At 68.0% G+C, this 13,639-nt stretch carries 12 protein-coding genes; 9 read left to right on the forward strand and 3 right to left on the reverse strand.

What is annotated here, in order from left to right:
• Positions 1–2 precede the first annotated feature (2 nt).
• From C5E07_RS10165 to C5E07_RS19765, 3 genes are all read right to left on the reverse strand, one after another.
• On the reverse strand, positions 3–1,208 hold the full coding sequence (locus tag C5E07_RS10165) for a folate-binding protein YgfZ (protein WP_104299351.1): 1,206 nt from the start codon (positions 1,206–1,208) through the stop codon (positions 3–5).
• Positions 1,201–1,812, reverse strand: a complete 612-nt coding sequence (locus C5E07_RS10170; RefSeq protein ID WP_104242161.1) for an FABP family protein — start codon at positions 1,810–1,812, stop codon at positions 1,201–1,203. Before C5E07_RS10170 ends, C5E07_RS10165 begins: the two co-directional genes overlap by 8 nt.
• A 213-nt stretch (positions 1,813–2,025) precedes the next feature.
• Entirely contained in the window at positions 2,026–2,316 is a 291-nt protein-coding gene (locus C5E07_RS19765; RefSeq protein WP_228496617.1) for a hypothetical protein, read from the reverse strand.
• An 81-nt stretch (positions 2,317–2,397) separates the two neighbouring features.
• On the opposite strand from C5E07_RS19765, the gene C5E07_RS19770 reads away from it, so the two are divergent.
• The 9 genes from C5E07_RS19770 to pstB all read left to right on the forward strand — a co-directional run bounded on the left by C5E07_RS19770 (position 2,398) and on the right by pstB (position 12,745).
• Complete coding sequence (locus C5E07_RS19770) at positions 2,398–3,117, forward strand: winged helix family transcriptional regulator (RefSeq protein ID WP_228496618.1); 720 nt, start codon at positions 2,398–2,400, stop codon at positions 3,115–3,117.
• An 8-nt stretch (positions 3,118–3,125) separates the two neighbouring features.
• On the forward strand, positions 3,126–3,995 hold the full coding sequence (gene mshD, locus C5E07_RS10180; protein WP_104299353.1) for a mycothiol synthase: 870 nt from the start codon (positions 3,126–3,128) through the stop codon (positions 3,993–3,995).
• A 127-nt stretch (positions 3,996–4,122) separates the two neighbouring features.
• On the forward strand, positions 4,123–6,252 hold the full coding sequence (locus tag C5E07_RS10185) for an RNA degradosome polyphosphate kinase (protein WP_228496619.1): 2,130 nt from the start codon (positions 4,123–4,125) through the stop codon (positions 6,250–6,252).
• A 4-nt stretch (positions 6,253–6,256) separates the two neighbouring features.
• Positions 6,257–7,216: an NUDIX hydrolase gene (locus C5E07_RS10190; protein ID WP_104241947.1), complete on the forward strand. Its 960-nt coding sequence runs from the start codon at positions 6,257–6,259 to the stop codon at positions 7,214–7,216.
• 146 nt (positions 7,217–7,362) lie between these two features.
• On the forward strand, positions 7,363–8,445 hold the full coding sequence (locus C5E07_RS10195) for a phosphate ABC transporter substrate-binding protein PstS (protein WP_104299354.1): 1,083 nt from the start codon (positions 7,363–7,365) through the stop codon (positions 8,443–8,445).
• A 149-nt stretch (positions 8,446–8,594) separates the two neighbouring features.
• Positions 8,595–9,692 carry a phosphate ABC transporter substrate-binding protein PstS gene (locus C5E07_RS10200; RefSeq protein ID WP_104241951.1) on the forward strand — a complete coding sequence of 366 codons (1,098 nt, stop codon included), beginning with the start codon at positions 8,595–8,597 and terminating at the stop codon, positions 9,690–9,692.
• Positions 9,693–9,816: 124 nt separating this feature from the next.
• Positions 9,817–10,806 carry a phosphate ABC transporter permease subunit PstC gene (pstC, locus tag C5E07_RS10205; protein WP_104241953.1) on the forward strand — a complete coding sequence of 330 codons (990 nt, stop codon included), beginning with the start codon at positions 9,817–9,819 and terminating at the stop codon, positions 10,804–10,806.
• The gene (pstA, locus tag C5E07_RS10210) at positions 10,806–11,918 is read left to right on the forward strand and encodes a phosphate ABC transporter permease PstA (protein ID WP_104241955.1); all 1,113 of its coding nucleotides are present in this window, start codon (positions 10,806–10,808) and stop codon (positions 11,916–11,918) included. Before pstC ends, pstA begins: the two co-directional genes overlap by 1 nt.
• A gap of 47 nt (positions 11,919–11,965) precedes the next feature.
• On the forward strand, positions 11,966–12,745 hold the full coding sequence (gene pstB / locus C5E07_RS10215) for a phosphate ABC transporter ATP-binding protein PstB (protein WP_104241957.1): 780 nt from the start codon (positions 11,966–11,968) through the stop codon (positions 12,743–12,745).
• The last annotated feature ends 894 nt before the right edge of the window (positions 12,746–13,639 follow it).

Below are 13,639 nucleotides of genomic sequence, written 5' to 3' on the forward strand. Positions count from 1 at the left end.
GTCTACTGCCCGCGACGCTCGAGGCGCGGCAGGCGGGGCACGTCTGCCGCGCGGCCAGCCGTCGGCGACACGATCGTCGTCGCGCTCGCCGAGACCTGCTGCCCGTCGGCGAGCTCCACGACAAGCGAGGCGTCTCCCGCGAGCGAGCGCTTCACGAGCGCCAACGCGATGGGGCCGTCCTCGTGATGGATCGCGACCGAGCTGATGCGTCCGACCGTCTGCGCCTTGGCATCGCCCTCGACCGAAAGCGTGCTGCCGGCCACGGGAAGCTCGCCGAGCGAGCCGTCCAGGTCGAGGAGGACGATCCTGCGCGGCGGACGACCGAGGAAGTGGACCTTCGCGACCGTCTCCTGCCCGCGGTAGCAGCCCTTCTCGAGGTGGACGGCGCTGCGGAGCCAGTCGAACTCGTGCGGGATCGCCCTCGAGTCGACCTCAGCCCCGAGGCGGGGACGGAGCGCCGCGATGCGGAGCGCCTCGAACGCGTGCATGCCTGCGACGGGCAGCTCGCCCGCCAGTGCGCGGTCGACGAGCCCCTGCAGGCTCGCGCGCTCGAGGACATGCAGCTTCACCGGGAAGTCGGCTCCGGGGTGCGCGTCGACCGCGCCGTCGGCGGGGACGACCGGGAACTGCGAGTAGCTCCAGCCGTGTGCGGGAGGAGTGGCCCACGGGTCGTTCCAGACGAGCGGCGTGCCGTTGGGGGCCGCCGCACCGAGGTCGAGCTGGCCGAGCGTCGCGACGACCGCGAACCGGTCCGTGACCTCGGCGACCTGCACGTCGAGGAGGAACCGCATCCGGTTCAGCCAGGCCGCGAACACGGGGGCCGACTCGCGCTCGGTGATGAGCCAGGTCGCCGTACCGTCGTCGAGCACGGCAGCGCCGTGCTCGATGTGCCCCTGGATGTCGAGGAGCAGCGTCTCAGCACTCTGCCCGGGCTCGAGGGTCGTGAGCCGCTGCGAGGTGAGCGAGTCGAGCCAGGTGAGCCGGTCGGCGCCCGTGAGGCGGATGACACCGAGGTGCGAGGCATCCACGATGGAGCGGCCCGCTGCGAGCTCTCGCTGGTCGGCCGTCACCTGCCCGTAGTGCCAGGCGACACCCGCGTCGATGCCGACGCCCTCCACCGCGCCGGGGACCGCGAGGAAGGGCGAACGGTACGGCTGAGGCTCGTCGGCGACAGACGAGGGCTCGTTCGAGACGGGGTGCTCAGTCAAGCTTGGCCAGCTTCGCCGACGCGTGGGTCGCGAGCTCCTGGCCGAGGGCGGCGATGTCCCAGGCCCACAGCAGCTCCCCCGCCACGTAGCCGTACATGCGGGTGGACGCGGTGAACTCCTTCGCGCCGGGCGCGAGCAGGACTTCCTCGGTCTTCAAGTCGATTCGCGGCCCGCGCGCGCTGCCGCTGTAGCGCTCGAGGAGTCCGGTCGGGTGCACGATGGAGACCTCGAGCGGAAACGCCTGCTCGTCGTCGCGGAGCCCCTCGACGCCGTCCGCATCGGTGATGGTGGCGGGGGCCGTCGGGGGAAGGTAGCCGGGACCGACATCGCCGTCGTCCCTCGTGCGCGCCAGACGCCAGAACCCGGTCTCGCCCGTGAGCGGCACCTGCACGGGCTCGTCGCCCGTGCCCTCCTCGAGCCACAGCTGCGCGGAGTAGTTGAGGTAGGGAAGGCCGTCGTGGCTGAAGCTCACACGCTGGCGGAAGGCCTGCTCGCGCACTTCCTCGCCCACCTTGTACTCGACGTGGCCAGTGCCCTCCCACACGCCGAGCAGCCAGGAAAGCGGCACGATCTCGGGAGGGAGGTCAGTTGGGATGTCGTACACCATCGGGGGTTTCCTCTCGATCCAGCAGCTGCGGCGCCCTAACGGGCTGGCTAGTTCTGACCCTTGAAGAGGTTCTTCAGCACAACCACGGAGACGAAGCTGATGGCGATGAGCGCGAGCACCAGCAAGCCGGTGAAGATGATTTCGATAACAAGCACGGTGTCCATGCCGTCCATCCTAGCCATTGCGGCCGCGCGCGAAGGGCGGCGCGGTTCAGCTGTGACTCGGTGTTCCGACGACCGCGTCGCCGCCGAGCATCGCGAAGCCGAGCGAGGCGACGCCAAGCACGACCAGGGCTCCGACCAGGCTGAGACTCATCCGCATGATGAACCCGTCGCTCTCCTGCAGGCGCAGCTGCAGGAGGCAGGTCAGGCAGATGAGCGTGAGCATGAGGATGCTCACCCAGACCAGGTGCCGCGAGGGATCCGCGAGGATCGCAACGCCGAACACTCCGACCACTGCAGCCAGCCAGACGATGCCGATGCTCACTCGTTCGCGGGTCATTGCCCCATTGTGCACGCTGGAGCTGCCCCGAGGGTGCGTAGACTAGCCAGCGAGTCCGACCAAACATCGAGGAGGCCACATTTGGCAGACGTCCTCTTGTTCAGCGCCGGCGGCGTCGAGCACGCTCTCCCTTCCCTCACACTTCTGGCGCACCGCGTCCGGGTGCTCCCACCGACCGCGTCAGCCCTCGCATCCGCTCCCCAGGCGGACGCGAACATCATCGACGGCACGAGCGACCTCCCGAGCGCGAAGCGCCTGTGCGGCGTGCTCAACACGATCGAGTCGTCCGTTCCCGTGCTGCTCGCCATCACAGAAGGCGGCCTCCCCGCCATCTCCTCCGACTGGGGCATCGGCGACGTCATCCTGCGAACGGCCGGGCCGGCCGAGGTGGATGCGCGCATCCGACTCCTCCGCCCCCAGGCGGCGGTCGAGGAGCCGAGCGGCACGATCGCCATCGGTCCGTTGACGATCGACGAGCACAGCTACACGGCCAGGTATCGAGGGCGCACCCTCGACCTGACGTTCAAGGAGTTCGAGCTGCTGCGGTATCTCGCCTCGCACCCCGACCACGTGTTCACGCGTGAGCGGCTGCTGAGCGAGGTGTGGGGCTACGACTACTTCGGCGGCACGCGCACGGTCGACGTGCACGTGCGACGACTGCGCGCCAAGCTCGGCGATCAGGAGAGCGTCATCGGCACGGTGCGCAACGTCGGCTACCGGCTCCTGCGCAACGGCGAAGCGGCACGGGACGAGCCGGTCCCCACCGGCGGCTCATCGCTCGACGACGCCACCACCCCCTAGGAGCACCGATGCCCGATCTCTCCACTGCCGCGTCGGCTGCGCCTCGAAGTGCGGAGGTCCGCGAACTCGCAGATGCCGCAACTGCGGCTGACGGTGTCGCCCCGTTCAACGAGGACACGCTCCTGTCGCTCGGCGAGCGGCGACTGACGGCCATCGACGATGCCGGCAGGCTCATCGCCGCGGCCCTCACGCGGGACCTCGACGACGGAACCGTCGAGGGAGAGCTCGTCGTGCATCCGGAGCACCGGCGGCGAGGCCTTGGCGGCGAGCTCTTCGACGCCGTCGCCGCTGAGGGCGAGGCCGCGCCGGTCTTCTGGGCCCACGGCAACCTGGCGGGCGCCTCCGCGCTCGCCTCCTCCCGTGGCCTCGACGCCGTGCGCACGCTCCTGAAGCTCGGTCGCCCCCTCACCGCGGCGGACGCCGAGGCGGCGCCATCCCCCGAGGGATACTCGATCTCGCCCTTCACCCCCGCCGACGCCGACGACTTCCTGGCCCTGAACGCCATCGTCTTCCGCAGCCACCCAGAGCAGGGCGCACTCGACGCCCCCGGCCTCCAAGCGCGGCAGTCGACCGACTGGTTCGACGCCGACGACTTCCTCCTGCTGCGCGACGCCGACGGCACGCTGCTCGGCTACAACTGGCTCAAGCGCGAAGGCGATGAGGTCGAGATCTACGTCGTCGGCGTCGCCCCCCAGGCCGCCGGCCGCGGGCTCGGCCGAGCGCTCATGCAGGCAGGCCTCGGGCGGATGCACGCGACAGGTGCCAAGCGCACCTCCCTCTACGTCGAAGGCGACAACGACGCCGCACTCTCGCTCTACCGCTCTCTCGGCTACGAGCAGCTCTCGATCGACGTGCAGTACCGACGCACCCGTTCATGATCCGTTCGCGTGACTCTGCTGATCTTCACCGGCAGGAACCCCCGATTCCTGCAGGACAGGGACGAACTCCCGCGAGACTCGGACGACAAGACGCCGTTCCTCTCCGCACACCTGGAAGGATGACCGCATGACTATCGAACTCCGCGCCCCCGAGGCCGGTGCAGACTCGCAGGAGATGCCGCGCAGCCGCTTCGTCGACCGCGAGCTGAGCTGGCTCGCGTTCAACCAGCGTGTGCTCGAACTCGGCGAGGACCCCTCGACGCCCCTCCTCGAGCGCGCGAACTTCCTCGCCATCTTCTCGTCGAACCTCGACGAGTTCTTCATGGTGCGAGTCGCGGGCCTCAAGCGCCGCATCGCGACCGGCCTCGCCGTCCCGACCCCCGCGGGAGTTCCGCCGCAGGAGGCGCTCGACACGATCCGCTCGAAGGCCTACGAACTGCAGAAGCGGCACGCCGCGATCTTCAACGGCAGCGTGCGCCCGGAGCTCGCCGACCAGGGCATCCACATCGTCAGCTGGGACGAGCTCTCCGACGCCGAGCGCGTCGAGCTCGGCGACCTCTTCGACGAGCAGATCTTCCCCGTGCTGATGCCGCTCGCCGTCGACCCCGTGCATCCGTTCCCCTACATCTCGGGTCTCTCCCTCAACATCTCCGTGCGGGTCTACAACCCCCGCAGCGAGAAGGAGGAGTTCGCCCGCCTCAAGGTGCCCCCCGTGCTGCCGCGCTTCTACCCGCTGCAGTCCGACCACGGCAAGGCACGCTTCATCCTCCTCGAGGACCTCATCGCCCAGCACCTCGGGCACGTCTTCCCCGGCATGAAGATCCTCGACCACCACGCGTTCCGCCTCACCCGCAACGAGGACATGACGATCGAGGAGGACGAGACCGAGAACCTCCTGCAGGCCCTCGAGAAGGAGCTCCTGCGCCGCCGCTTCGGCCCGCCCATCCGCCTCGAGGTCTCCAACGACATGGACGACGAGACCCTCGAGCTGCTCATGACGGAGCTCGACATCACCCACAACGAGGTGTACGTCCTCCCCGGCCCCCTCGACCTCGGCGGCCTCTTCGCGCTCGGGGCGATCAACCGGCCCGACCTCAAGTACCGGACGCACGTGCCCGTCACCGCAGCCGCCTTCCGGACGTCCGAGAGCGACGAGAAGGCCGACATGTTCGGCGCCATCGCCCGCCGCGACGTGCTCGTGCAGCACCCATACGAGGCGTTCTCGACGAGCGTGCAGGCCTTCCTCGAGGTCGCCGCGGCCGACCCGAACGTGCTCGCCATCAAGCAGACCCTGTACCGCACCTCCGGCGACAGCCCCATCGTGAACGCTCTCATCAAGGCCGCAGAATCGGGCAAGCAGGTGCTGGTCCTCGTCGAGATCAAGGCACGCTTCGACGAGCAGAACAACATCGTCTGGGCTCGCAAGCTCGAGAAGGCCGGCGTGCACGTCGTCTACGGCACCGTCGGGCTCAAGACCCACTGCAAGCTGCTGCAGGTCATCCGCAAGGAAGACAACGAGCTCAAGATGTACAACCACATCGGCACCGGCAACTACAACCCGAAGACGAGCCGCATCTACGAGGACCTCGGGCTCTTCACGTGCAACGAGAAGATCTCCCGCGACATCACGCGCCTCTTCAACCAGCTCTCCGGCTACGCCATCGAGCGCAAGTTCACGCGCCTCCTCGTCGCCCCCATGCACCTCCGCCCCGGCCTCCTCAACCTCATCGACAAGGAGCGCAAGAACGCGCTCGACGGCAAGCCGAGCCGCATCCGCATCAAGGTCAACTCCATGGTCGACGAGGAGATCATCGACGCGCTCTACCGCGCCAGCCAGGCTGGCGTTCCCGTCGACATCTGGGTGCGCGGCATCTGCGGCCTCCGCCCCGGCGTCCCCGGCCTCAGCGAGACCATCCGAGTGCGCTCCGTCGTCGGGCGCTACCTCGAGCACTCCCGCATCTTCTGCTTCGCGAACGACGGCGACGAGCGCGTGTTCATCGGCTCAGCCGACATGATGCACCGCAACCTCGACCGCCGCATCGAGGCGCTCGTGCGCATCACCGACGAGAACCACGCGGCGGACATCGGCGGCATGTTCGACCTCGCGATGGCCGACACCACCGCGACCTGGCACCTCGGCTCCGACGCCGAGTGGATCCGCCACGCCAGGGACGAGAACGGCGACCGGCTCACCGACCTGCACGACGAGATGATGCGACGCATCAGCAAGCGTCGCAGGCCGACGACGCTGGCCTAGCCGCATGACGATCGACATCCCTGCCGCCTCGCGCACCGTCTACGCGGCAGGCGCTGTGCTGTGGCACGAAGACATCGCCGACGACAAGCTCAAGGTGCTCATCATCCACCGCGGGCGGCACGGCGACTACTCCCTCCCCAAGGGCAAGGTCGACCCCGGAGAGACGCTCCCGGAGACGGCCGCCCGAGAGGTGGAAGAGGAGACCGGCTACCGGGCGACCCTCGGCGCACCCCTCGGGTACGTCGAGTACGTCATGCCGAATGGCAGGCCCAAGGAGGTGCACTACTGGACCGCCGAGGTCGACGACGCCGCGTACGAAGGGCATGTATTCGAGCCGAACGACGAGGTCGACGGCATCGACTGGGTATCGCTCAAGAAGGCCAAGAAGCTCCTCAGCTACGACCGAGACCGCGAAGTGCTCGAGATCTTCGCCGACCGGTACCGGCGCGGGCTGCACCGCACCTTCGCGATCCTCGTGCTCCGCCACGCGACGGCCGTGCCCCCGCAGTCGTGGCCGGGCGACGACGACTCGCGCCCCATCACGGCCCGAGGATTGGAGCAGGCAGAGACGGTCGTGCCCATCCTCCGCTCGTTCGGCCCGGAAGCGGTCATCACCTCGAATGCCGTCCGCTGCCGCTCGACCGTGGCCCCCATCAGCTCACTGCTCGACCTGACCCCCCAGGTCGAGCGCAGCATCGCCCAGGGCTCGTACACGAAAGACGAGGAAGAGCTCGACGAGGTGGTGCGCAAGCTCATCTCGAGACGGCGCAGCACGGTCATCTGCAGCCACTCCCCCGTCATGCCCGCCATCATTCGCTCCATCGCCCTGCACACGGCGACGCGCCCGAGCTCCCTCGCGCGCCACGCCATGCTGTCGACCGGCGAGTGCTCCGTCATCCACGTCCCCGTCAACCACCCGCGAGCGGGCGTCGTGGCGGCGGAGACGCACGGGCCGATCACCTGAGCCGCGGCCACGGTTGCGAGCCCTCGCGCCCGCCGCCGTTCACCTGCGCGTCACGTCGCGTCCACTTCTCGTCCATACTGATTCAGGCCCTAGTTCGATCCCGGTCGACCCGGGCTCGCCTGACCCCTGATGGCAGAAGGATCTCGATGCACCACTCCCGAGCACTCGCCGCCCTGGCGCTCCTCGCAACCACCGCCCTCGTGACCAGCGGATGCGCGCTCAACGAGATCTCGGTCAGCAAGGATCCGCGGTCGCAGCACCTCGACGGCGTGCTGAGCGCATCCGGTGCGTCCTCGCAGGGCGTCGCGCAGACGGCCTGGATCGCAGGCTTCTACCCCATCGAGCCGGATGTGCGCGTCAACTACGCGGGCGGCGGCTCCGGCGCGGGCCGCTCCGACTTCCAGAACGGCACCTCCGCCTTCATCGGCTCGGACCGCGCGTTCGACATCGACGAGATCGAGGAAGGCCCGTTCCGCGCCTGCGCCGACGGCAGCGACCTCGTCGAGATCCCCGCCTACATCTCGCCCATCGCCGTCGCGTTCGCGCTCGAGGGAGTCGACGAGCTGCGACTCGACGCAGCCGCCATCGCCGGCATCTTCTCCGGCGACATCGACTCGTGGGATGCGCCGGAGATCGCGGCCCTCAACCCGGACACGACCCTCCCCGCGCTCGCCATCACGCCAGTGCACCGTTCCGACAAGTCGGGCACGACCGGCAACTTCACGGCGTACCTCGATGAGGCAGCTGGCGACGCCTGGAGCTACGGCGAGGTCGACGAGTGGCCCGTGAACAGCGGCGAGGCCGCTCAGGAGAGCGCAGGCATGCAGCAGGCCCTGCGCGCCAACGGCACGATCGGCTACATGGATGCGTCCGCCGCCGACGGCCTCACGACCGCCTCCGTCGAGACGGGCGGCGAGTTCGTGCCGTTCTCGCCAGAAGCGGCCGCCGCGGTCGTCGACAACTCCACCATCGAAACGGGACGCGCTCCGACCGACCTCGCGTTCGAGCTGAACCGAACGACGCCTGGCGTCTACCCGATCGTGCTCGTCTCCTACCTCATCGGCTGCGCCGAGTACGCCGACAGCTCAGTCGGCACCAACGCCAAGGCCTACTTCAGCTTCGTCGTGAGCGAGGAAGGCCAGTCAGCCTCGGCAGAGGCCGCCGGCTCCGCTCCCATCTCGGATGCGCTCCGGACGCAGATCGAGCCCGTCCTGGAGCAGATGAAGTAAGCGGGAGCGGCAAGAAATCTGCGCGCATTCCCAGCCCGTTCACCCCCCGTTCACTTTCCCCGCCCCTCCTCGTCACCCTTCGCGCATAGCGTCACCGACGGATCGCAACTGATCCCAAGGAATGTCACCTGTCCCCGAAGGGAAACTCCATGAAGTTCACGCGAGTAGGCGCATCGGTCGCCATGGCCGCAATCGCCGCACTCACGCTTGCGGCTTGCGCCAGCAACGAGCCAACCGCAGCAGAGCCGGGAACCGCAGTTGAAGGTGAAGCGCAGCTCACGGGCACCCTCGCCGCGTCCGGCGCATCGTCGCAGGGCACCGCACAGACCTCCTGGATCGCCGGCTTCGCCGCCGTCCAGCCGAACATCCAGATCAACTACGCCGGCGGCGGCTCCGGCGCCGGCCGCACCGACTTCACGAACGGCACCTCGGCCTTCATCGGCTCCGACCGCGCCTTCAAGATGGAAGAGATCGAGGCAGGCGGCTTCGGCAACTGCGTCGACGGCACCGACCTCGTCGAGATCCCCGCCTACATCTCCCCCATCGCCGTCGCGTTCAACGTCGAGGGCGTCGACTCGCTCAACCTCGACCCCGCGACCCTCGCCAAGATCTTCAAGGGCGAGATCACCAACTGGAACGCCCCCGAGATCGCCGCGCTCAACGCCGGCGTCACGTTCCCCGACCTCGCCATCACGCCGGTCCACCGCTCCGACACGTCCGGCACGACGGGCAACTTCACGTCGTACCTCGTCGAAGCTGCTCCCGACGTGTGGACCTTCGAGGACAGCGACGACTGGCCCATCTCGGGCGGTGAAGGCGCCCAGGAGACCCCCGGTGTCCAGCAGGCACTGACCTCCGGCAACGGCACCATCGGCTACCTCGACGCATCCGCCGCCGGTGACCTCAGCACGGCAGCGATCCAGACGGGCTCCGAGTTCGTCGAGCTCTCCCCCGAGGCGGCAGCCGCCGTCGTCGACAACTCCACGCTCGAGGAAGGCCGCGCCGCGACCGACCTCTCGTTCGAGCTCGACCGCTCAGCCGAAGGCGTCTACCCGATCGTCCTCGTCTCGTACCTCATCGGCTGCGCCGAGTACACCGACCCCACCGTCGGTGCCAACGTCAAGGCCTACTTCGACTACGTGATCAGCCCTGAGGCACAGGATGCGGCCGCCGAGAACGCGGGCTCCGCGCCCATCTCGGACGACCTCCGCACCCAGGCCCAGGCCGCGGTCGACGCCATCAAGTAGTCCGCGAGCACCGAAGATCCGTTTCAGCCCGGTGCCGTGCTGTGAAAGCATGGCACCGGGCGATTCGGCTCTCATCCGCCGCTCGCCTCGTTCCACCCAATTGACTTAGGGAAACCCTCAGCAGATGACTGCAGAACTCGCCCCAGACGCGGGCACATCGGTGAAGGCGAAGTCGCGCCCGGGCGACCGCGTCTTCAGCTTCCTCTCGACGTTCTCCGGATCGCTCATCCTCGCGATCCTCGCCGCCGTGTTCTTCTTCCTGCTCTTCCAGGGGCTCCCAGCTTTCTTCCCTGATGCGGCCGAGAACAGCCACTTCGTCGCCGGAGCGACCAACCTCGCCGAGCCGGAAGCCGAAGGCAACTTCTTCTGGTACGTGCTGCCGCTCATCTTCGGAACGCTCTGGGCCTCGCTGCTCGCGCTCCTCATGGCCGTGCCCGTCGCCATCGGCGTCGCGCTCTTCATCACGCACTACGCGTCGCGCAAGCTCGCCGCCCCCCTCGGCTACGTCATCGACCTCCTCGCCGCCGTCCCCTCGGTCGTCTTCGGCCTCTGGGGTGCAACCGTGCTCGGCCCGTTCGTGCAGCCGTTCTACGTATGGCTCAACGAGAACCTCTCCTGGCTCCCCTTCTTCCAGGGCCAGGTGTCGGCCACGGGCCGCACCATCCTGACGGCCGCCATCGTGCTCGCCGTCATGGTGCTCCCCATCGTCACCGCCCTCACCCGCGAGGTCTTCCTCCAGACGCCGCGACTCCACGAAGAGGCATCGCTCGCCCTCGGCGCAACGCGCTGGGAGATGGTCAAGATGGCCGTCCTGCCCTTCGCACGCGGCGGAATGGTCTCCTCCATCATGCTCGGCCTCGGCCGCGCCCTCGGCGAGACGATGGCCGTCGCCATGGTCCTCTCCGCGACCGGCGTGATCACCTTCCAGCTGACGTCGAACACCAACCCGTCGACGATCGCCGCCAACATCGCCCTCTCCTTCCCGGAAGCGTCGAACCTCGACATCAACGTGCTCATCGCATCCGGTCTCGTGCTCTTCGCCATCACCCTCCTCGTGAACTCCCTCGCACGATGGATCGTGAGCCGCCGCAAGGAATTCTCAGGAGCCAACTGATGACGTCAACATTGCAGAAACCAGCCCAGAACCAGACGTCTCCCGAGATGATCAACCCGCTCACGCACGGCCGCCTCCCCAAATGGGGCCCGTACGCGATCCTCGTCGGCGGCTTCGCGCTCTCCGCAGTGATCACCCTGCTCCTCGCGGCAGGCGGCGGCGAGTTCAACTGGACCGGCTTCGCCGTCCTCGGCGCGATCTTCTACATCGCCGGCCAGTGGATCATCGCCCGCATCATCGAGGGCCCCCGCCAGGCCACGAACCGCTTCGTCACCTCGCTCGTCACCGCCGCGTTCGTGCTCGCCCTCGTGCCGTTGCTCTCCCTGCTCTTCACCCTCGTCGCGAACGGGCTCGCCCGCTTCGACATGACGTTCTTCACCTCCTCGATGGTCGGCGTCGTGACGGAAGGCGGCGGAGGCATCCACGCCATCGTCGGAACCCTCCTCATCACCCTCGTCGCGACCCTCATCTCCGTGCCGATCGGGCTCTTCACCTCGATCTACCTCGTCGAATACGGCAAGGGACGCCTCTCCAAGGCCATCAACTTCTTCGTGGATGTCATGACCGGCGTCCCGTCGATCGTCGCCGGCCTGTTCGCCTACACGATGATCATGCTCATCCTGCAGACGCTCGGCATCCCGCTCACCAACGTGCGCACCGGACTCGCGGGCTCCATCGCCCTCACCGTGCTCATGATCCCCACCGTCGTGCGCTCCTCGGAGGAGATGATCCGCCTCGTCCCGAACGAGCTCCGCGAAGCCTCATATGCGCTCGGCGTGCCGAAGTGGCTCACGATCTCCAAGGTCGTGCTCCCCACCGCACTCGCCGGCATCACGACAGGCGTCATGCTCGCCATCTCCCGCGTCATCGGAGAGAGCGCGCCGCTGCTCATCGCCGCCGGCTTCAACATCTACATGAACTACAACATGACGCAGGGCGCCATGATGAGCCTCCCCGTCTTCGTCTACCGCTCCTACACGCAGCAGGTCGGAGCCGGCGCCGAGAACATGCTCAACCTCGCCTGGACAGGCGCACTCGTCCTCCTCATCATCGTCATGCTGCTCAACCTCGTCGCACGCATGATCACCAAGCTCTTCGCCCCCAAGGGCTAACCGGTCAGACTGACCAGGCCGACCAGCCAGGAAGTTAGGGAAACACAGTGTCCAAGCGCATCGAAGTCAACGACCTCAACGTCTACTACGACAAGTTCAAGGCCGTCGAAGACGTCTCCATGGTCATCGAGCCCCGCAGCGTCACCGCCTTCATCGGCCCATCCGGCTGCGGCAAGTCGACGTTCCTCCGCACGCTCAACCGCATGCACGAGGTCATCCCGAAGGCGTGGGTCGACGGTGAGGTCCTCATCGACGGCAACAACCTCTACGGCCCCGGCGTCGACCCCGTCCTCGTTCGTCGCCAGGTCGGCATGGTCTTCCAGCGCCCGAACCCGTTCCCGACGATGTCGATCCGCGAGAACGTGCTCGCCGGCGTGAAGCTCAACAACACGAAGATCTCCAAGAGCGACGCCGACGCCCTCGTCGAGAAGTCGCTGCAGGGAGCCAACCTGTGGAAGGAGGTCAAGGACCGCCTCGACCTCCCCGGCTCCGGCCTCTCCGGCGGACAGCAGCAGCGTCTCTGCATCGCCCGCGCCATCGCCGTCTCCCCCGACGTGCTGCTCATGGACGAGCCCTGCTCGGCCCTCGACCCGATCTCGACGCTCGCGATCGAGGACCTCATCGAGGACCTCAAGACCGAGTACACGATCGTTATCGTGACCCACAACATGCAGCAGGCATCGCGTGTCTCCGACAAGACGGCGTTCTTCAACATCGCCGGCACCGGCATGCCGGGCAAGCTCATCGAGTACGACACGACGAAGACGATCTTCGAGAACCCGTCCGTCCAGGCGACGGAGGACTACGTGTCGGGCCGCTTCGGCTAGACCCGCACTCTCCCGATCCACGACTGCGGCCCCGGCGTTCCTCGCCGGGGCCGCTGCCGTCGTGCTCGGCATACGCGCGGGCGCGGGCGCGGCGTGCGGGCAGCGCGAGCAGCGCGAGCGCCTGCACCTGCACCTGCACCTGCACCGGCACCGGCACCTGCACCTGCACCTGCGTGCATCCTTCGGGCTCGACGCACCCTCGTCGCGCGTCTCTCGCCACGTCTCGAGATGGCTTTCGCGCATCCGGATGGGTTGCTTCCCATCCCGAAGCGTGAAAGCCATCCCGAGACCACCGACGCGTGCGCGCACGTGCGCGAGCGCCACCCGGGCGCAGGCACGAAAGATCGCGCGAGTGCAGGTGCGTCACCTCGGCGATCGACCCGGCGCATGCCCCTCGAACACCGCCCACAGCATTTCGGGATGGCTTTCGCGCATCCGGATGGGTTGCTTCCCATCCCGAAGCGTAAAAGCCATCCCGAGACCACCGACGCGTGCGCGCAGGTGCGCGAGCGCGACCCGGGCGCGGGCACGAAAGAGCGCGCGGGTGCGGGAGCGTCACCTCGGCGACCGACACTGCCTGCCGCCTCGTGGAGCGTCACCGGCAGCGCTTCGGGATGGCTCTCGCGCATCCGGATGGGTTGCTTCCCATCCCGAAGCGTGAAGGCCATCCCGAGACCGCCGACGCGTGCGCGCACGTGCGCGAGCACGAAGAGCGCGCGAGCGCAGATGCGTCGCCTCGGCGATCGACCCTGCCTGCCGTCTCGTGGAGCATCACCGGCAGCGCTTCGGGATGGCTCTCGCGCTTCCGGATGGGTTGCTTCCCATCCCGAAGCGTAAAAGCCATCCCGAGACCACCGACGCGTGCGCGCACGTGCGCGAGCGCGAGCGCCACCC

Origin of the sequence: Pseudoclavibacter sp. RFBJ3, from assembly GCF_002931375.1 — a bacterium.
Taxonomy (GTDB): domain Bacteria; phylum Actinomycetota; class Actinomycetes; order Actinomycetales; family Microbacteriaceae; genus Pseudoclavibacter.

What these genes read in the sequence shown, in the direction of transcription:
- C5E07_RS10200 (WP_104241951.1), top strand. Translation starts at nt 8,595, where the DNA reads ATGAAGTTCACGCGAGTAGGCGCATCGGTCGCCATGGCCGCAATCGCC.
- C5E07_RS10195 (WP_104299354.1), top strand. Translation starts at nt 7,363, where the DNA reads ATGCACCACTCCCGAGCACTCGCCGCCCTGGCGCTCCTCGCAACCACC.
- pstA (WP_104241955.1), top strand. Translation starts at nt 10,806, where the DNA reads ATGACGTCAACATTGCAGAAACCAGCCCAGAACCAGACGTCTCCCGAG.
- C5E07_RS10185 (WP_228496619.1), top strand. Translation starts at nt 4,123, where the DNA reads ATGACTATCGAACTCCGCGCCCCCGAGGCCGGTGCAGACTCGCAGGAG.
- pstC (WP_104241953.1), top strand. Translation starts at nt 9,817, where the DNA reads ATGACTGCAGAACTCGCCCCAGACGCGGGCACATCGGTGAAGGCGAAG.
- mshD (WP_104299353.1), top strand. Translation starts at nt 3,126, where the DNA reads ATGCCCGATCTCTCCACTGCCGCGTCGGCTGCGCCTCGAAGTGCGGAG.
- C5E07_RS19765 (WP_228496617.1), bottom strand. Translation starts at nt 2,316, where the DNA reads ATGACCCGCGAACGAGTGAGCATCGGCATCGTCTGGCTGGCTGCAGTG.
- C5E07_RS10190 (WP_104241947.1), top strand. Translation starts at nt 6,257, where the DNA reads ATGACGATCGACATCCCTGCCGCCTCGCGCACCGTCTACGCGGCAGGC.